18 protein-coding genes and 1 tRNA gene are annotated in these 17,130 nt (G+C 61.8%); 9 read left to right on the forward strand and 10 right to left on the reverse strand.

All coding sequences use genetic code 11. The features are described 5' to 3' along the window. Positions 1-140: 140 nt before the first annotated feature. Positions 141-611 (forward strand): hypothetical protein, encoded by a 471-nt coding sequence (locus RBR52_RS14060; protein WP_320377913.1) that lies wholly within the window; start codon positions 141-143, stop codon positions 609-611. Positions 612-846: 235 nt separating this feature from the next. Beyond that, positions 847-1,743 (forward strand): LysR family transcriptional regulator, encoded by an 897-nt coding sequence (locus tag RBR52_RS14065; RefSeq protein ID WP_072293020.1) that lies wholly within the window; start codon positions 847-849, stop codon positions 1,741-1,743. Between the two features lie 5 nt (positions 1,744-1,748). Here RBR52_RS14065 and RBR52_RS14070 read toward each other — a convergent pair whose 3' ends face one another. Then, entirely contained in the window at positions 1,749-2,042 is a 294-nt protein-coding gene (locus RBR52_RS14070) for a helix-turn-helix domain-containing protein (RefSeq protein WP_072293021.1), read from the reverse strand. 124 nt (positions 2,043-2,166) lie between these two features. On the opposite strand from RBR52_RS14070, the gene RBR52_RS14075 reads away from it, so the two are divergent. Further along, a complete protein-coding gene (locus tag RBR52_RS14075) occupies positions 2,167-2,808 on the forward strand; it encodes a substrate-binding domain-containing protein (RefSeq protein ID WP_072293022.1) in 642 nt (213 codons plus the stop codon). Positions 2,809-2,857: 49 nt separating this feature from the next. Here RBR52_RS14075 and RBR52_RS14080 read toward each other — a convergent pair whose 3' ends face one another. The 7 genes from RBR52_RS14080 to RBR52_RS14110 form a co-directional block, all read right to left on the reverse strand. After that, the gene (locus RBR52_RS14080) at positions 2,858-4,810 is read right to left on the reverse strand and encodes a tyrosine-type recombinase/integrase (RefSeq protein WP_072293023.1); all 1,953 of its coding nucleotides are present in this window, start codon (positions 4,808-4,810) and stop codon (positions 2,858-2,860) included. Between the two features lie 225 nt (positions 4,811-5,035). Further along, positions 5,036-5,111, reverse strand: a tRNA-Gly gene (locus RBR52_RS14085). 58 nt (positions 5,112-5,169) lie between these two features. Next, positions 5,170-6,063: a CDP-diacylglycerol--serine O-phosphatidyltransferase gene (gene pssA, locus RBR52_RS14090; protein WP_320377914.1), complete on the reverse strand. Its 894-nt coding sequence runs from the start codon at positions 6,061-6,063 to the stop codon at positions 5,170-5,172. A 41-nt stretch (positions 6,064-6,104) separates the two neighbouring features. Next, on the reverse strand, positions 6,105-6,746 hold the full coding sequence (locus RBR52_RS14095; RefSeq protein ID WP_320377915.1) for a phosphatidylserine decarboxylase: 642 nt from the start codon (positions 6,744-6,746) through the stop codon (positions 6,105-6,107). Between the two features lie 118 nt (positions 6,747-6,864). Continuing rightward, entirely contained in the window at positions 6,865-7,881 is a 1,017-nt protein-coding gene (gene ilvC, locus RBR52_RS14100; protein ID WP_320377916.1) for a ketol-acid reductoisomerase, read from the reverse strand. 86 nt (positions 7,882-7,967) lie between these two features. Then, positions 7,968-8,459 (reverse strand): acetolactate synthase small subunit, encoded by a 492-nt coding sequence (gene ilvN / locus RBR52_RS14105; protein WP_079416064.1) that lies wholly within the window; start codon positions 8,457-8,459, stop codon positions 7,968-7,970. Positions 8,460-8,645: 186 nt separating this feature from the next. Next, a complete protein-coding gene (locus RBR52_RS14110) occupies positions 8,646-10,436 on the reverse strand; it encodes an acetolactate synthase 3 catalytic subunit (protein ID WP_320377917.1) in 1,791 nt (596 codons plus the stop codon). A 350-nt stretch (positions 10,437-10,786) separates the two neighbouring features. On the opposite strand from RBR52_RS14110, the gene RBR52_RS14115 reads away from it, so the two are divergent. Genes RBR52_RS14115 through RBR52_RS14130 form a run of 4 tightly spaced genes read left to right on the forward strand, consistent with a single transcriptional unit; the run spans position 10,787 to position 12,951 of the window. After that, positions 10,787-11,350: an RNA polymerase sigma factor gene (locus tag RBR52_RS14115; protein ID WP_320377918.1), complete on the forward strand. Its 564-nt coding sequence runs from the start codon at positions 10,787-10,789 to the stop codon at positions 11,348-11,350. Beyond that, positions 11,347-11,766 carry a DUF3619 family protein gene (locus tag RBR52_RS14120; RefSeq protein ID WP_320377919.1) on the forward strand — a complete coding sequence of 140 codons (420 nt, stop codon included), beginning with the start codon at positions 11,347-11,349 and terminating at the stop codon, positions 11,764-11,766. The genes RBR52_RS14115 and RBR52_RS14120 overlap by 4 nt, the downstream gene beginning before the upstream one ends. Continuing rightward, entirely contained in the window at positions 11,766-12,392 is a 627-nt protein-coding gene (locus tag RBR52_RS14125; RefSeq protein ID WP_320377920.1) for a DUF3106 domain-containing protein, read from the forward strand. The genes RBR52_RS14120 and RBR52_RS14125 overlap by 1 nt, the downstream gene beginning before the upstream one ends. Positions 12,393-12,402: 10 nt before the next feature. Next, the gene (locus tag RBR52_RS14130; protein WP_320377921.1) at positions 12,403-12,951 is read left to right on the forward strand and encodes an RDD family protein; all 549 of its coding nucleotides are present in this window, start codon (positions 12,403-12,405) and stop codon (positions 12,949-12,951) included. 254 nt (positions 12,952-13,205) lie between these two features. Here the strand turns inward: RBR52_RS14130 and RBR52_RS14135 are convergent, their stop codons facing one another. Both RBR52_RS14135 and pmbA read right to left on the reverse strand, forming a co-directional pair. Continuing rightward, complete coding sequence (locus RBR52_RS14135) at positions 13,206-14,291, reverse strand: TRAP transporter substrate-binding protein (RefSeq protein WP_320377922.1); 1,086 nt, start codon at positions 14,289-14,291, stop codon at positions 13,206-13,208. A 178-nt stretch (positions 14,292-14,469) separates the two neighbouring features. After that, on the reverse strand, positions 14,470-15,825 hold the full coding sequence (pmbA, locus tag RBR52_RS14140; RefSeq protein ID WP_320377923.1) for a metalloprotease PmbA: 1,356 nt from the start codon (positions 15,823-15,825) through the stop codon (positions 14,470-14,472). Positions 15,826-15,914: 89 nt separating this feature from the next. Between pmbA and yjgA the strand changes: the two genes are divergently transcribed. Both yjgA and mog read left to right on the forward strand, forming a co-directional pair. Continuing rightward, positions 15,915-16,487: a ribosome biogenesis factor YjgA gene (gene yjgA, locus RBR52_RS14145; RefSeq protein ID WP_320377924.1), complete on the forward strand. Its 573-nt coding sequence runs from the start codon at positions 15,915-15,917 to the stop codon at positions 16,485-16,487. Then, complete coding sequence (gene mog, locus RBR52_RS14150; RefSeq protein WP_320377925.1) at positions 16,465-17,085, forward strand: molybdopterin adenylyltransferase; 621 nt, start codon at positions 16,465-16,467, stop codon at positions 17,083-17,085. Before yjgA ends, mog begins: the two co-directional genes overlap by 23 nt. Positions 17,086-17,130 lie beyond the last annotated feature (45 nt).

A 17,130-nucleotide genomic window follows, 5' to 3' on the forward strand; every position in this document is an offset into this window, starting at 1 on the left:
AACCCACTTCATCGCCATCGCCTACCTGCGCATGTCCAAGCTCAAGCATCTGCCAGATCATCCGTTCGCTCCGGCCATGAAGAAATGAGATCGTTGCGTTCCACACGAAACGGCATAGAGCCTTCGCGGCGCGCTACCACATGTGCAAAGACCATTGGCAGATCATCAAGCACGCCGCCAACGGCAATTTCCAGGAGGGGCGCGTTGAATCCGTCCCGTTGTCGGACGTGCCCTTATCGATACTGGAGCTGGCGAGTAAATCGGCAAATCTAATCGGCGATGGACTCTACGGCATTGACATCAAATCCAACGGAGAACAGTCGTTTGTTATTGAGGTCAATGACAATCCAAACATCGATATTGGCATGGAAGATGCCCACGAGGGCGATGAAGTATATCGAAAAATATTGCTTCATCTGCTTTATCGCTTTGAACTGCGGCACAACATTTCTACGAATAATGGTGCTGGCAATCTCACACAGAGTTCACACCACGCCGAGTCGAAATCCGTGATCAGCGTTCATTCATCCTTACATGGCAACCCGGATGCCAAGAACGCTTTGAAAATTGGAAAAAAAGTGGATGGAGAGAAACTTTCCGTCTCGCCTTGAATAGCAGCGTCGCCAGCTCATTTTTCAAGTGATTGCTGGACTTTGCGTTTGCAGTAAGCTGCGGGGCCTCTTGCCGTGGCCTCTTCGCGCTTGCGGTCCGACAGATGCAGCGAAGAACTCAATGCAGGCAGCATGCTGTTCTTGCAGATGACCTGCACTCATCACTTGGCTCGAAGTTACCAAGGCCGTCTGAAGATATGTGGCCCGATGTGCTTGAGATTAGGAAATAAGGTACATGGAACTACGCCATCTTCGTTGCTTTGTCGCATTGGCCGAGGAATTGCACTTCACACGCGCTGCTGAGCGCCTACATATCGAGCAGCCGCCATTGTCGCGAGCGATCAAAGAGCTGGAAGACGAACTGGGGGTTGTGCTCTTTGATCGGGATCGCAGAGGTACGCGCCTGACAGCAGCCGGAGCTGCATTCTTGCAAGACACTCGCCGACTATTCACGGTCTTGGAACAAGCGCAAGAGAATGCCAGGGCCATCGCAGCAGGTAGGCGGGGCAGCCTGCGCATCGCCGTATCCGATGGAGCTCTCGATCCCCGACTGTCAGCATTCTTGGCTCGCTGCCGTGTGGAAGAGCCGGAAATGGAGATACGTATGTGCGAAGTGCCCTTGGCCGAACAGTTGCGCGGGCTTCGGTCGGGCGACTTTACGATCGGTCTCGCGCACACCGATGAAGTCAGCGATGGCATTGTCGCCGTGCCAATCTGGCGAGATCCAATTGTGATCGCTTTGCCCGCACTACATGAGTTGCTTGCCCATAAGGAGATTCCACTTCATAAACTGGGAGGCCACCCACTTGTGTTGTGTGACCCGCGGATATGCGAGGGCTACTGCCGCGAGCTGACTCGACTCCTGGGGCCAGTGGGGAATCAGAATGTCGTTGAACACGTGTCCTCACTGGACATGATGCTGACTCTGGTGGGAGCAGGTTACGGCGTCGGCTTTATCTCTGCAAACAAGATTCCGGTCAGCCAACGTCAGGATGTAGTGATCCGCCCCCTGGCGGTGAAATCAGCAGTAATCACTACTTACCTACTACGATCAGCAAGTAGTGACTTGAGTGCTTCATTGGAGCGTTTTATTTCCCGACTGCGTGAGGGTTTCGACGATCGACTGAAATAATTTTCTCACGAATCAGCGCTTAAACTCAGATTGTGTTCGGTTGCGGCCATAAGCTCGGCCGCACTTATTCCGAGTGCTATAGAAATTTTCAGTATGAGCGGAAGCGTAGGTACATGTTCTCCACGTTCAATTTTTCCCATATGCGAGCGTGCAATGCCTGCCCTAGAAGCGAACTCATCCTGTGCGACGCCTTGCGCGACGCGAGCCGCGCGCACGGCCTGTCCGAATGCCAATGCTGGCTTGGAGTCATACGTGGTTGTGCCAGACGGACGTCCAGGCTGAATAGTGGTCTTCTGCATCGGCAGAAGGGTCGATCAAACTGCGAAAATTAACCACGTTAAGTTTGGAGACGTTAAATTTCTCTCTTTCCCGTCATGCTAGCTCGCACCTCGACCTGCCTAGCCTCTCTTCTGCGCGGCGCTTATGCACAGCATCACCAGCCGATCATCCCGCCTCCGGCTTGCCATCGCGCCGGGTGTGCCGTCGTTTCAGCTCTCCAAGTTGCTGGCCCTACAGCGCGCAGAAGAGCCAAACGTCAGGCTCACGTTTTCTGCGGTAACAGGTGACGAATTGGTCGCGGGTATTCAGGACGGTCGCTACGACGCAGGAATGTCGCTTCAGGGGGCCAGCGACCCAGGCCTCAAGACGCAACCTTTGTGGGCCGAGAGCATGGCTGTCGCCGTGCCGCTGCGGTTCCATTTACTCGACCGGGCAAAGCTCACCGTCGCCGGTCTTCAAGACTACCCGATCTATCGCTGGCAGGCCGAGGACTGTCCTCTGCTGGATGGAAGGCTGGCCTCCCTCATGCCGTTGGACGAGGAGAACATCCAGCGGGTGACTTCATTCGAGATGCTGGCGCTATGGGTTGCGGCCGGCTATGGCATCGGGGTATCTGCGCAAACGCGCATCGAGCGTGCCCACGGCTGGGGTATCACCATGCGACCGCTCGCCGACGGCCCCTATGAAATCGTGACCTACCTGCAGCGACGCCACGCGCAAACCGACTCCGCTTCGGAGCGGTTCGAGCGCAGAGCGATGCAAGTCGCCGGGGCCGAAGCCACGTAATAACATCCCTACGGCCGGAGCTATGACCCCGGCCGTAGTTTGAAGGGGGTTAGGCCCCCTCAAGTACTGCCGCGCTGTCCACCAGCCGACGGACGCTCAGCCGCACATCCTCGGGAATGGGCCGCAAGGCAACGGCCTCGGGCCCATCCTCGTGGCGCTGGTAGTCACCCATGATGACGCGGATGATCGCGGGCACGTTGGTCGGCGTGACCGCATCGATAGCCGCACGATCACCCAGGTCGGGGTGAGGCTCGGTCAGCATGCGGTACAGCTCCCACGAATCCGCGTGCAGGCATTGGTTCATGAGCACTTGGGCCAGCTTGTGCTTGAGCGGTACCAGTTGCCAGTCGGGAACCCGCTGCCCCCGGTTGCCCAGGCTGATCGACAGGAGCTTGCCCGCCTTCAGCTCGCGGTTGATCTGGTCCTTGGACTTGCCGGCCAGCTTGCCGAACAGAGGAACCGGCAGATTGTTCGGCGACTCGTAGACGGCCAGCATTTCCTCGCGCTCGCGCTGGATCGCTGAGACTTCCGGCTCCGGGGCATGCATCGGAGGCGGCGGCACCTGCGACAGCCGCTGGAACGTGATTCCGCCGCTGTTGGGGGTCACGACGATGGGCGTGGCCACCACCGGCGGCACGCCGGGGACAGCGGGCTCGGCCGCCGTGGGGGCGGCACCCACCGCACCCAGCGCTTCCTCCACTTCAGCCATCGCCGGCACGCCGTCGATGCGGATGGTCAGGTGCGCACTCGCGGCTTCCACTTCGCCCTGTTCGAGCAGGTCGAGGCGATCGGCCCAGTCCTGCATCATCCGGCGGCGGGGCTCCACGTACTTGGCGTGGTTGTAGGCCGAGCTGACCTTGTTCGGATCGGAGTGCGAAAGCTGTGCGTCCACCCAAATCTTCGGGTAGCCGATCTCGTTGAGCGCCGTCGAGATGGTGCCGCGGATGCCATGGCCGGTCAGGCGCCCCTCATACCCCATGAGTTGCACGGCCTTGTTGAGGGTGTTCTCGCTGATGCGCCTCTTGAGTTCGCTGCGGTGCGACAGCAGGTACTTCTGCGCCGGCCGCATCACGCCCAGGAGATAGCGCACGATCTCGATGGCCTGCAGGGACAAGGGCACGATGTAGGGCGGCACGTCCTGCGGCCGCTTGCCGGCCTTGCGCATTTCGTCCTGGAGCTGCTTGACGACCTGCGGCGGGATGATCCACAAGCCGCGGTCGAGGTCGAATTGCTCAGGTTCGGCCAGCCGCAACTCGCCTGTGCGCACCCCCGTCAGGAACAGCAGACGGACGCCAAGCTGGGTCTGCCAGCCACGGGGGTTGTAGAGCCGGAGCTTCTGAAGGAACTCTGGCAGTTCGGGAAGGTGCAGGTAGGGGTTGTGCGCCACCGGAGGCTTGGGTTCAGCTACCACGTCCAGGTCCGCAGCCGGGTTGACGTCCAGTCCCTCTGCAATGACCAGGGCATAGCGAAACATCTGGTTGAACCAGGTGCGCACCTTCTCGGCGGTGGTGAACGCCTTGCGCTTCTCGATCGCCGCCACGACGCCCACAAGCTGGGGCCGGCGAATGTCGTAGATCGACATCTTCCCTAGGGTGGGCAGCACGTCCTTGTTGAAGATGCGCAGGATCTGCGACAGCGTGCTCTGGCGGCCTTCCTTGAGTTCCTTGCGGCGATGCTCGACCCAGGCATCAAAAACAATCTTGAAGGTGTATTCGCCCGCCAGCTTGGCTGCGTGCCGACGCTGGTCGCGTTCGATTTGAGGATCGACCCCCCGGGCGAGCAGGGCCTGGGCCTTGTCCCGCTCCCCGCGGGCCTCGCGCAGGCTGAGGGCGGGATAGCCGCCGAGGGACAAGCGCTTCTGCTTGCCCAGCCAGTAGTAGCGGAAAATCCACGACTTGCCGCCTGCGGCAGAGACCATCAGGCCCAGGCAGTCGTTGTCGGAGAGGGTGTAGCGCTTGCCGGTGGTCCTTGCCTGCCGGACGGTCAGATCAGAGAGTGCCATTTCGAGGCTCCTAAGTTATGACTTAGGCCTATGCTCGTCATGGTTCCCGCTCAGCCCCAGCAACTATCCGGCAGCCGTCCCAACCGCATTCTTGTGCCTCAATTGGTCACTCAAAAACGGTAGCTGTGGGTGGATTTCCGTGGCGCTCGCTGGAATGAAAAAAGGGGCCGAAGCCCCTCTTTTCAACGACTTACAGACGTCAGTGGAAGTCTGTAGATCATAACTTGGAGCGGGAAACGAGGCTCGAACTCGCGACCTCAACCTTGGCAAGGTTGCGCTCTACCAACTGAGCTATTCCCGCGAAAACAAATATTTTTACAGCACCCAATTATCTTGTCAATAGCTTTTGGAAAGATCGTTCAATGCAATCCCCGTTCATCGGGTTCGTCCACGGAAGTGGCGATCACGCTGACAGGGCGTCCCTTGATGCGACGCCAGACATACACAACATAGCCGGACAGCCCATAGAGAACGAACAAGCCGAACAACACCAGCGGTGGCTGGTAAGCGATCAGGCCAATCAACAGCACGATGAGAAAAATGCTGATGAACGGCACGCTGCGACGGAAGCTCACGTCCTTGAAGCTGTAGAACGGCACATTGGTCACCATGGTGAGGCCGGCGAACAGGGTGATGACGAAGCTGAGCCAGGCGACATGCGCCCCCTGCACGCCCGTATCCGTCATGATCCAGAGAAAGCCGGCCACCAGCGCGGCTGCGGCCGGGCTGGGAAGACCTTGAAAGTAGCGTTTGTCGATGACTGCGACATTGGTATTGAAGCGCGCCAGCCGCAGCGCCGCCCCCGCGCAGTACACAAAGGCAGCGAGCCAGCCCAGTTTGCCCAGGCCACGCAGCGACCATTCGTAAATGATGAGCGCAGGCGCCGCGCCGAACGACACCATGTCGGCGAGGGAATCGAACTGCGCGCCGAACTCGCTTTGGGTGTTGGTCATGCGCGCCACCCGGCCATCGAGGCTGTCGAGCACCATGGCGGCGAAAATGGCCGCGGCCGCCGAGTCGTAGCGCCCACTCATCGCCATCACGATGGCGTAAAAACCGCAGAACAAGGCGGCTGCGGTGAACGAGTTGGGCAGAAGGTAGATGCCGCGTCGGCGGCGGTGCGCAGGATCGTCATCGGGCTCGGGCGCCTGACGGGACCGATCGGGTTCCAGGGGCGTATCGGATTCGGGGACAGCATCGGCCCGCTCCGACAGGCTCGCCTGCTGGGGAAATGGCGCCACATTTCTCGACATGCGAGACCTCTCAGGGTGCGGTTTGTCTTCGGGCAGAGACTTCAGGCCGCGAAATCGGCCAGGACGGTGCTGCTGGCGTAGACCTTGTCCCCGATCGAAACGCGCGATTGTGTATCCAGCGGCAGATAGACATCGACGCGCGAACCGAAACGGATGAACCCAAAGCGCTGCCCGCGTTGCAAGGCTTCGCCCGCCTTGACGTAGCAAAGAATACGCCGAGCGATCAATCCAGCGACCTGCACGGCAGTCACGACGCGGCCATCACAATCGATCACCAGCGCATTGCGCTCGTTCTGCTCGGAGGCCTTGTCGAGATCGGCATTCAGAAACTTTCCGGGGAAATATTGCACATCGCGCAGGGCGCCGTCTACCGGCGATCGATTCGAATGCACATTGAACACATTCATGAACACGCTGATTTTGAGCGCATCGCGCTGTGCATAAGGGTCGAAAGCATGCGTGATGGCGACGATGCGTCCATCGGCAGGGCTCAGGATAGCCAGTGGATCTCGGGGAATGGGGCGGGCGGGGTCACGAAAGAACTGCACGACGAAAATCGTCAGCAACCAGATCGGCAGCGACCACCAGAACCCGGCGAGCGCCCAGACGATCACGGAAAGCAGCACGCTGCTGGCAATAAAGGGCCAGCCTTCGCGGGCCAGAATGGGGTGGGGATAAGTCATGTATGGAGTTTAGTGCCGGAAGATCCGGCATGATGCACAACACCCGGCCGCTGCCGGGTGTTGTCGGAATCAAAACAGACGGCACGCCAGTCTGCCGGGCGCTGCCGTTCAAGGCCGCTCAGTTCCTGGACTTGTCCACCAGTCTGTTGGCCTTGATCCACGGCATCATCGCACGCAGCTTCTCACCGATCTGTTCGATCTGGTGATCCGCAGTCAGACGACGGCGTGAGAGCAAGGTAGGAGCACCAGCGCGGTTTTCAAGGATGAAACTCTTGGCGTATTCACCCGTCTGGATGTCCTGGAGACACTGGCGCATGGCGTTCTTGGTGTCCTCGGTGACCACCTTCGGCCCGGTGACATACTCGCCGTACTCCGCGTTGTTGGAGATCGAGTAATTCATGTTGGCGATGCCGCCTTCGTAGATCAGGTCCACGATGAGCTTGAGCTCGTGCAGGCACTCGAAGTAGGCCATCTCTGGCGCGTAGCCTGCCTCGACCAGGGTCTCGAAGCCCGCCTTGATGAGTTCGACGGTGCCGCCGCACAGCACGGCCTGCTCGCCGAACAGATCGGTTTCCGTTTCTTCGCGAAAGCTGGTCTCGATGATGCCGGCCTTGCCGCCGCCGTTGGCCACTGCGTAGGACAGGGCCAGATCGCGCGCCTTGCCCGACTTGTCGGCATGCACGGCGATCAGGTGCGGCACGCCCCCGCCCTGGGTGTAGGTGTTGCGCACGGTGTGACCCGGCGCCTTGGGGGCGATCATGATGACGTCTAGATCGGCGCGCGGCTGCACCTGACCGTAATGCACGTTGAAGCCGTGCGCAAAGGCCAGTGCGGCGCCTTTCTTGATATTCGGCTCGACGGCATTGCGATAGACCTCGGCAATGTTCTCGTCGGGCATGAGCATCATCACCACATCGGCGCCTTCGACCGCCTTTTCGACCTCGGCCACTTTCAGGCCGGCCTGCTTGGCCTTGTCCCAGGAGGCGCCGTTCTTGCGCAGGCCGACGGTGACTTTTACGCCGCTGTCGTTCAGATTCTGGGCATGCGCGTGGCCCTGCGAGCCATAGCCCACGATGGTGACCTTCTTGCCCTTGATGAGGGAGAGATCGGCGTCTTTGTCGTAATACACGTTCATATTGGTTCCTGAAGTAGAGATGTTGTGCTGTGGGCGAGGCCAAACACACCCCGCCCTGAAAACAAAAAGAGTGCGCAGATTGTGGGTCAGGCGCGCAGGATACGCTCGGCGCGGCCGATCCCGCAGCTACCGGTTCGCACGGTTTCCAGGATGGCCGTGGGGTCGACCGCCTGGATGAAAGCGTCGAGCTTGGCGGCGTCGCCGGTGAGTTCGATGGTGTAGGACTTGTCGGTCACATCGATGATGTGGCCACGGAAGATGTCGGACATGCGCTTGATCTCTTCGCGCTCCTTGCCCACGGCCCGCAGCTTGATCAGCATGAGCTCGCGCTCGATGAAGGAAGCCTCGGTGAGATCGACGACCTTGACCACTTCGATGAGTCGGTTGAGGTGTTTGGTGATCTGCTCGATGACCTCTTCCGAACCGCTGGTAACGATGGTCATGCGCGACAGAGAGGCATCTTCCGTGGGCGCCACGACGAGGGATTCGATGTTGTACCCGCGTGCGGAGAACAAGCCCACGACGCGCGACAAGGCGCCCGCCTCGTTTTCCAGCAGAACCGCAATGATGTGTTTCATGAATTCACTCCTCTGCGCAGGCTTCGCGCGGCGCCGGTAAGCGCCGCCTGGCTTCTGCGAGATCGATGATGAAGCGTGCACCAGGGCACGCGGTTGTCGAAAGCGCAGGCCAAGCGTTTGAAGGAACGCAGCCTCCGGTGAGACGCTGCGTACTCCAAGCACCCAGACCTCGCGCGGGTTGGCGGTTCAGAGATCCTCCGAACCGAGCAGCATGTCGGTGATGCCACGACCGGCCTGCACCATGGGCCAGACGTTCTCCGTCGGATCGACCGCGATGTCGAGAAACACCGTGCGGTCTTTCAAGGCAAAGGCCTTTTCCATCGCAGGGCGCAGGTCTTCGGGCTTGTCCACCTTGATGCCCACATGACCATAGGCTTCGGCGAGTTTGACGAAGTCGGGTAGCGAGTCCATGTAGGAATGGGAGTAGCGGCCTTCGTACTCGATCTCCTGCCATTGCCGCACCATGCCGAGGTAACGGTTGTTGAGCAGAATGATCTTCACCGCCGTGCCATACTGCAGGCAGGTGGCGAGCTCCTGAATGTTCATCTGGATCGAGCCGTCGCCGGTGACACAGACGGCCTCGGCTTCGGGCTTGGCCAGCTTGATGCCCATGGCGTAGGGCAGGCCCACGCCCATGGTGCCCAGACCGCCCGAATTGATCCAGCGCCGCGGCTCGGGAAACTTGTAGAGCTGCGCGGCCCACATCTGGTGCTGACCCACGTCGGAGCAGACGTAGGTCTCGCGGTCTTTGGTCAGCTCGTAGAGCAGATCGATCACCGCCTGCGGCTTGATGACCTCGGTCGAATGCTCGTAGGCGAGACAATCGCGCTTGCGCCATTCGTCGATCTGCGCCCACCAGTTCGCCAGCGCGCCGCCATCGTTCTTGTGGCCCGCCTGGAACGAATGTTCGAGCTGGTCGATGAGTTCCTGCAGCACCTCGCCGACATCGCCGACGATGGGCACGTCGACCTTGACCCGCTTGGAGATGGATGAGGGATCGATGTCGATGTGCACGATCTTGCGCTGGTTTTGCGCGAAATGCCCGGGATTGCCGATCACGCGGTCGTCGAAGCGCACGCCCACCGCGAGCAATACATCGCAATGCTGCATCGCCATGTTCGCCTCATAAGTGCCGTGCATGCCGGGCATGCCGAGGAATTTCGGGTCTTCGCCTGCAATCGCCCCCAAGCCCATGAGGGTGTTGGTGCAGGGGTACTTCAGGAGATCGGCCAGCTTGCGCAGCGCCGGGGCAGCATTGGCCAGCACCACGCCGCCGCCGGTGTAGATGTAGGGACGCTTGGCCGAGAGCAGCAACTGCACCGCCTTGCGGATCTGGCCGCCGTGTCCCTTGCGCACCGGGTTGTAGGAGCGCAGCTCCACCGACTTCGGATACTCGAACGGCGCGGTGTGGCGCGTCACGTCCTTGGGCACATCGACCACCACCGGCCCCGGACGGCCAGAACGGGCAATGTGAAACGCCTTTTTCATCGTCATCGCCAGATCGCGCACGTCCTTGACCAGGAAGTTGTGTTTGACCACCGGGCGGGTGATGCCCACGGTATCGCATTCCTGAAACGCATCCAGCCCGATGGCCGAGGTCGGCACCTGCCCGGTGATGATGACCATCGGAATCGAATCCATGTACGCGGTGGCGATGCCCGTGATGGCGTTGGTCGCCCCCGGCCCGGAGGTCACCAGCGCCACGCCGACGTTGCCGGTGGCGCGCGCATAGGCGTCCGCGGCATGCACTGCGGCCGCCTCCTGTCGCACCAGCACATGCTGGATCGTGGTTTGCTTGTAGATCTCGTCGTAGATGTAGAGCACGGCCCCACCGGGGTAGCCCCACATGAATTCGACGCCTTCTTCCTGAAGGCATCGCACCAGGATTTCGGCCCCGGTGATCTCCTGCGCATTTGCCGCGCCGGACTTCGATGCGGCCGTTGCGGCCGACTTGTGTTCTGTGCGATTCATTTCCATGGCTTCACCTTGTGAATTTCTCTGACGAAAAACTTCAGGTCTCCCTCTGTACCGGCTTGTGGCCGGCCTTTGGGATATGCGTGCGATCTGGAGCGTTGTGGGTGCGGCAGGTCATGCAAATCGCATTCACCCTAATGCTGCACGGAGACTCAGACCAAACGGAACCGCGTAGTTTAGTGCAACGCAGCACTCCGTTCCTTATTGTGGCAATTTTTGGCCTCTTTTCGGAGCGGATTGAAGCCCCGAAACGGGCAGGCTCCTAGGTTTTTAATGCCCTTTTGGTGCGCCGCTGCAGCATTGCATAATGTGCAGTTGCCTTTCATCCCAAGGACTGCACCCGGTCCGCCTCGATGGCCACCGCACGAGAACTCGACGAATTCCTCGCCAGCATCGACAAACGCGCATTTCTGCGCGCCGCATTCTCGACCCGCGACGACGACGCCGCGATGGATCTGGTGCAGGAAGCGATGATCAGCCTGGCGACCAAATACGCCGACAAGCCGCGCGAGGAGTTGCCGCTGCTGTTCCAGCGCATTTTGACCAACGCGATTCTCGACTGGCATCGCAAGCGCAAGGTGCGCACCGCGCTGTTCAGCAATCTGTCGGATTTCGAGTCATCCGATCCCGAGGGGGAATTCGACCTGCTGGAAACGCTGGAACTCGAAGCGCTCAGCGAACATCTCGAAAGCGCCGAAACCCAGGTTCAGCGCATGCAGATCCTGACACATCTCGAAACCGAAATCTCGCGTTTGCCCGCACGTCAACGGGAAGCGTTTTTGTTACGTTATTGGGAAGAACTCGACGTTGCCGAAACCGCGCAGGCCATGGGCTGCTCGCAAGGCAGCGTCAAGACGCATTGCTCGCGTGCCATTCATGCGCTGGCACGCGTTTTGAAAGCTCAAGGCTATTCATGAAAAACGACGCAACCGATCCGCTGCGCCCCAAAGTGGAAGCCCGCCTTGCACAGCAACTCGCCACAAGGCTGCAGCAGGCCGAACAGCGCATCACACCCGAGCAGTCCGAGCGCCTCAAGGCCCTGCGGCGGATGGCGGTCGCCCAGTTCCGGCACGCCCCGGCAACGACGACCCTCGCCCAGGGACATGCCCTGTCGTTGAGCGGCCCCGCGCATTGGAAATCATGGCTGTTTCGCTTCGGCGCCGTGCTACCGCTGATCGTGCTGGCTGCCGGTCTGCTGGCCTTGCAGCACTATCAGCAGGAACGCTTCGTTCGCCTGACTGCCGACATCGACACCGCGCTGCTGCTCGGCGATTTGCCGCCCGCGGCCTACGCCGATCCCGGATTTGCCCATTACCTCAAGCTGGAGCGCTGATGAGTCCGAGCGTCTGTTCTGCGCATTGGATGCAGCGGCGCGTGCTGCTGCAATGCGCCCTGCTGCTGTGCCTGTTCGCGGCGCTGCTGTTCTGCGCCATGCCGACGCAGGCGGCTGAAGCGCCGCCCAGTTGGCAATATCTCAGCCCGGCGCAGCAACGCATTCTCGCCCCGCTGAGGGCCGACTGGCCGGAATTCGATCACGACCGCAAGAAGAAATGGCTGGACATCGCCGCGCGCTATCCCGCGATGAGCGCTCAACAGCAACAGACCTTGCAGCAGCGGATGATCGAGTGGACGCACCTCAGCCCGGAAAAGCGTCGTCTGGCGCGCGAGAATTTTCTCTCCACCGGCAAGACGCCGCAGCAAAGCCGCCGCGAAGCCTGGGAGTCTTACCAAAGACTGCCGCAGGCCGAGCGCGAACGGCTCAAGGAAGAAGCCCGCCATCCCAAACCTCACCCCGGACAGGTGGGCCAATACCTGCAGGAAAAAAAGCCTGCGGCAAGCCACGCATCCCCGGCCAAACCGGTCGTCAAACCGGCTCCCCAGCAGCCCCCACCGCCCCCCGCCCAAACCGCCTCCGCTGCCGTGCCCTGCGCGGACGTGCTGCGCTGCCCGGCCCGCTGAATCTGCGCACATGCCCTTGAGCGCGCCCCCACTGCGCCGACGTCTGGCCTGTCTCACCTATGAAGGACTGATTCTGCTCGGCCTGTCTCTGGTCACTGCGGCCGTCACGCTTTGGCTCCTGCATCTGCTCGGTTTGCAACAGACCTCGGCAACACACCGCGTCGCTCTGCAGATCACCGAATTTGTCGTGCTGACCGGTTATGGCGCGGGCTTCTGGAGCGGGGGACGGCAGACCCTGCCGATGAAGGTCTGGAAAATCTCCCTTGTCACCCGCAGCGGAGCGCCGCTCGGCCTTGGGCGTGCGCTGTGGCGCGCCGTTCTGTCCTGGCTCTGGGTGGTTCCCGCCCTGGCCCTTGCGGCGGCTTTGCATCTTTCACCCGGAGAAACCGGCTGGGCGCTCGCCGCAGGCATTTTGCTGTGGGCGGGCACCAGCCTGCTGCGCAAGGACCGGCAATATTTGCATGATGTGCTCGCGGGCACGCGCCTCGTCCCCGCGCCCGGATGGCCCCTCGGTGGGCCGCAAGCGAATGCGGCAGGTCCAGGAGCCTGTCGGACTTGAGGATCGCGGGCTGCAAACTGGCTGCACGACGTCCTGCGGATAGCCTGGTCACGCGCCGCTGTCGGCGCGCAATCTACGGGCGACGCGATCGGCGGTCTGATCGGGGGGGCGCTGTGCACCTTGGTCGCGCACGAATGCGCCAGATGGTGGATTCGAGGCGCGAAGCCCAACTGAATCGAATGGACAGCTATGTCGCTTGGATGAGAAAACGCCCCTGGGACGGGGCGTTTTTCACAGCTGAGAAGCAGCACGCATCAGGTGAATTTGCGCGTGGCCATGAAACGGTCGAACTCGTTTTCGGCGAAGCGGAACCAGAGGATGTCGTCGTTGCGGAACTTGTACCAATCCGTGTAGACCTTCTTCCAGTGGGGATTGGTCTTGGACAGCTCAACGTAGATGTCGCTGGAGGCCTTGAAGGCAGCTTCCATCACATCCTTGGGGAAGCCCTGCAGCTTGGCGCCCTTGCCCACCAGTTCCTTGAGCGCGGGCGGGTTCTTGGCGTCGTACATGGCCTGCATATTGACGTGCGCGTGCGAGGCGGCAATCTCGATGATCGACTTGTACTCGGGCGACAGAGCGTTGTAGGCCTTCTGGTTGACGAACAGATCGAGTTCGGGGCCACCCTCCCACCAAGACGGATACAGATAGTTCTTCGCCACCTTGTAGAAGCCCAGCTTCAGATCGTCGTAAGGACCGATCCACTCCGCCGCGTCGATGGTGCCCTTTTCCAGCGAGGGGTAGATGTCGCCGCCAGGAATGTTCTGTGGCACCACGCCCAGGCGTTCCAGCACCTTGCCGGCGAAGGGGCTGATGCGCATTTTCAGACCCTTGAGATCGGCCAGGCTCTTGATCGGCTTGCGGAACCAGCCGCCCATCTGCGCCCCGGTGTTGCCCATCGGGAAGCTGATGATGTTGTAGTTGGCATAGAACTCGCGCATGAGCTTGAGACCATTGCCCTGATACATCCAGGCGCTCATCTGACGGGAATTCATGCCGAAGGGCACGGCACAGCCCAGCGCGAAGGTCGGGTCCTTGCCAACGAAGTAGTACGGCGCGGTGTGGCAGCACTCCACCGTGCCTTGCTGCACGGCATCGACCACGCCGAACGGCGGAACGAGTTCGCCACCGGCGTGCACCGAGATCTCGAACTTGCCACCCGAGGCTTCCTTGACCTTCTGCGCGAAGATGTTGGCCGCACCGAAGATGGTGTCGAGCGAATTGGGAAAGCTCGACGCCAGGCGCCAGCGCACGGACTGCTGCGCCATGACCGCGCCAGGCGCGGCGCCCGCGGCGAGAATGCCGGCCAGGCCAGCGTGTTTAACGAATGAACGACGTTCCATAGAGCCTCCGTATGCGTAGGTAAAAGGTGAGGGGCCGCCCGGACAAAGCGTGCCAGGCAGCACACCTGGAGCTCGATGGTAACTTGTGTAACAACCCGCATCCCTTGGGGCAAGGGCCTGTTCATTCGTCGTAAAGCCGCTTTGCGTCCAAGGCAGTGCAACAGAAAGAGGCTCGGGCTCAACCGGCGCCGCCCACGGTCATCTCTTCGATCAGCACCGAGCCGGTGGTCTTGTTGCCGTAGGTGTGGGTGTCGGCCCCCACGGCCACGACCTGACGCAGCATGTCGCGCAGATTGCCCGCGATGGTGATTTCATGCACGGGATAGCGGATCTCGCCGCCCTCCACCCAGAACCCCATGACCCCGCGCGAATAGTCGCCGGTGACGTAGTTCACGCCGTGGCCCATCAGCTCGATGGCGAACAGTCCGGTGTCGAGCTTGCGCAGCATGGCGGGCAGATCGTCCGTCGGTCGAGTGAGCCGACTTTGCAGAATCAGGTTGTGCGCGCCACCCGCATTGCCCGTGGTCTGCATGCCGAGCTTGCGGGCGGAGTAGGTGCCCAGCAGATAGCCTTGCACCACGCCGCCGTCCACCAGGGTGCGCTTGCGCGTGACGACGCCTTCGCTGTCGAAGGGCGAACTGCCGCGGCGCTTGGGCAGGGTGGGGTCATCGATCAGGTCGATGTGATCGGCCCAGACCTGCTGGCCCAGACTGCCCTGCAGAAAGGAGGATTTGCGATACAGCGCCCCGCCGCTGATGGCGTGGGCGAAGCTGCCGATCAAACCGGAGGCCAGCGGCGACTCGAACAACACCGGACACTTGCGCGTGGAGAGCTTGCGCGCCTTGAGCCGCGACAGCGCGCGCTCGGCGGCGTAGCGCCCCACCGCCTCGGGCGGGGTCAGGTCGGCCGGGTCGCATTCCGACGTCCACCAGTAATCGCGCTGCATGTCGTCGCCGCGTCCCGCAATGGGCGCGCACGACAGGCTGTGCGACGAACTGGCGTAGCCGTCGCAGAAGCCGCGGCTGTTGGCCAGAACGAAGTGCGACTCCTGCGCCGACACATTGGCGCCCTCGCTGTTCTGAATGCGCGGATCGACGGCGAACGCGGCCTTCTCGGCGCGCAGGGCCAGCCTGGCCGCGGCCTGCGGCGTCAGGTCCCAGGGGTGATGGAGATCGAGCGCCGGGGGCGTCTGGCCGATGGCGAGTTGTTCCGCTTCGGGCAACCCCGCGCAGTCGTCTTCCGCGGTGTAGCGGGCGATGTCGAAAGCCGCCTGCGCGGTGCGCGCGACGGCCTCGGCCGAAAAGTCGGAGGTGCTGGCATGACCCCGGCGCTGACCGTCATACACGGTGATGGACAGGCTTTTGTCGCGGTTGTGCTCCACGTTCTCGATCTGGCCGCCTCGCACGCTGACCGACATGCCCTGCCCTTCGGAGACCTCGACTTGTGCATCCGAGGCGCCGACTCTGCGCGCCTGGGCGAGCGCCTGCTGGGCGAGATCCTGAAACTGTGATTGGCTGTAGGCGAAACGTCCCACGATATGGCATTCCTTATTGGTGAGCCGGCCCCTTGTCCGGAATGAACAGGCGGCGCAGGCGCGCATGAAGTCAACGGATAATAAGAGCCATGAAATTCCCGCATCACCCGAGCGATACTGCCGAGGCGCAGGCCGACGACCGCCCGCCGAGCAAAAGCCAGGTCAAGCGCGACATGCTCGCGCTGCAAGAGTTGGGCGAACGACTCATCGCCCTGCCCGCGCACATCATCCGCCAGGCCGATCTGCCCGAGGCCCTGCGCGACGCCGTGCTCGAAGCCCAGCGCATCACTGCGCACGGCGGGCGCAAACGCCAGACGCAATATGTGGGCAAGCTCATGCGCACGGTCGATGCCGCTGCGGTGCGCGCCATCATTGCCAGCGCCACGCTGGACGACCGCGCCAGCGTGGCGCGCATGCACGCGCTGGAGCGCTGGCGTGACACCCTGCTGGCCGACGACCAGGCGCAAACCGAATTCCTCGACAAATTCCCCGGCGCCGACGCCCAACAACTGCGCCAGCTTGTGCGCGGCGCACGCGCCGAAGTCGGCGTGAACAAACCGCCACGCCTCACCCGTCAACTATTCCAGTTCGTCAAGGCAGCCATTGCCACGCACGACGACGCCTCCCGCTCTGCAGATCATGAACCCCTCCCCCGATTCTGAGACGCCCTTCGATCCGGTACGCATCGGCCTGGTGTCTGTCAGCGACCGTGCCAGTGCCGGCATCTACCAGGACAAGGGCCTGCCCGCCTTGCGCGACTGGCTCGCACGCGCCCTGCTCAACCCGGTGACGTTTATCGAGCGGCTGATCCCCGATGACCGCCTGCAGATCGCCAACACCCTGTGCGAACTGGTGGACACCGAACGCTGCGATCTGGTGCTGACCACTGGCGGCACCGGCCCGGCCCCGCGCGACGTCACCCCGGAGGCCACGCTGGATGTGGCGGACAAGGAGATGCCCGGCTTCGGCGAGCAGATGCGCCGCATCAGTCTGCACTTCGTGCCCACCGCCATCCTCTCGCGGCAGACCGCGGTGATCCGCGCCAGAACGCTGATCATCAATCTGCCGGGCCAGCCCAGGTCGATCGCCGAGACCCTCGAAGGCGTGCGCGACGCCGCCGGACTGAGCCTCGTGCCGGGCCTGTTCGCCGCCGTGCCCTACTGCATCGATCTGATCGGCGGCCCCTACCTCGAAACCGACACCGCCGTGTGTGCGGCCTTCCGCCCCAAGTCGGCACAGCGCCCGCCTCGCTCTATCTGACCTCCCTTCGACGCCGCCGATGAGGGCGCGACAAATCCAGGTCTT

It is taken from the genome of Thiomonas sp., from assembly GCF_034007205.1.
Lineage (GTDB): Bacteria > Pseudomonadota > Gammaproteobacteria > Burkholderiales > Burkholderiaceae_C > Thiomonas.

What these genes read in the sequence shown, in the direction of transcription:
- mog (WP_320377925.1), top strand. Translation starts at nt 16,465, where the DNA reads ATGAACCCCTCCCCCGATTCTGAGACGCCCTTCGATCCGGTACGCATC.
- RBR52_RS14130 (WP_320377921.1), top strand. Translation starts at nt 12,403, where the DNA reads ATGCCCTTGAGCGCGCCCCCACTGCGCCGACGTCTGGCCTGTCTCACC.
- ilvC (WP_320377916.1), bottom strand. Translation starts at nt 7,881, where the DNA reads ATGAACGTGTATTACGACAAAGACGCCGATCTCTCCCTCATCAAGGGC.
- yjgA (WP_320377924.1), top strand. Translation starts at nt 15,915, where the DNA reads ATGAAATTCCCGCATCACCCGAGCGATACTGCCGAGGCGCAGGCCGAC.
- RBR52_RS14095 (WP_320377915.1), bottom strand. Translation starts at nt 6,746, where the DNA reads ATGACTTATCCCCACCCCATTCTGGCCCGCGAAGGCTGGCCCTTTATT.
- RBR52_RS14060 (WP_320377913.1), top strand. Translation starts at nt 141, where the DNA reads ATGTGCAAAGACCATTGGCAGATCATCAAGCACGCCGCCAACGGCAAT.
- RBR52_RS14080 (WP_072293023.1), bottom strand. Translation starts at nt 4,810, where the DNA reads ATGGCACTCTCTGATCTGACCGTCCGGCAGGCAAGGACCACCGGCAAG.
- RBR52_RS14120 (WP_320377919.1), top strand. Translation starts at nt 11,347, where the DNA reads ATGAAAAACGACGCAACCGATCCGCTGCGCCCCAAAGTGGAAGCCCGC.
- RBR52_RS14135 (WP_320377922.1), bottom strand. Translation starts at nt 14,291, where the DNA reads ATGGAACGTCGTTCATTCGTTAAACACGCTGGCCTGGCCGGCATTCTC.
- RBR52_RS14110 (WP_320377917.1), bottom strand. Translation starts at nt 10,436, where the DNA reads ATGGAAATGAATCGCACAGAACACAAGTCGGCCGCAACGGCCGCATCG.
- RBR52_RS14070 (WP_072293021.1), bottom strand. Translation starts at nt 2,042, where the DNA reads ATGCAGAAGACCACTATTCAGCCTGGACGTCCGTCTGGCACAACCACG.
- RBR52_RS14125 (WP_320377920.1), top strand. Translation starts at nt 11,766, where the DNA reads ATGAGTCCGAGCGTCTGTTCTGCGCATTGGATGCAGCGGCGCGTGCTG.
- ilvN (WP_079416064.1), bottom strand. Translation starts at nt 8,459, where the DNA reads ATGAAACACATCATTGCGGTTCTGCTGGAAAACGAGGCGGGCGCCTTG.
- RBR52_RS14065 (WP_072293020.1), top strand. Translation starts at nt 847, where the DNA reads ATGGAACTACGCCATCTTCGTTGCTTTGTCGCATTGGCCGAGGAATTG.
- RBR52_RS14115 (WP_320377918.1), top strand. Translation starts at nt 10,787, where the DNA reads ATGGCCACCGCACGAGAACTCGACGAATTCCTCGCCAGCATCGACAAA.
- RBR52_RS14075 (WP_072293022.1), top strand. Translation starts at nt 2,167, where the DNA reads ATGCACAGCATCACCAGCCGATCATCCCGCCTCCGGCTTGCCATCGCG.
- pssA (WP_320377914.1), bottom strand. Translation starts at nt 6,063, where the DNA reads ATGTCGAGAAATGTGGCGCCATTTCCCCAGCAGGCGAGCCTGTCGGAG.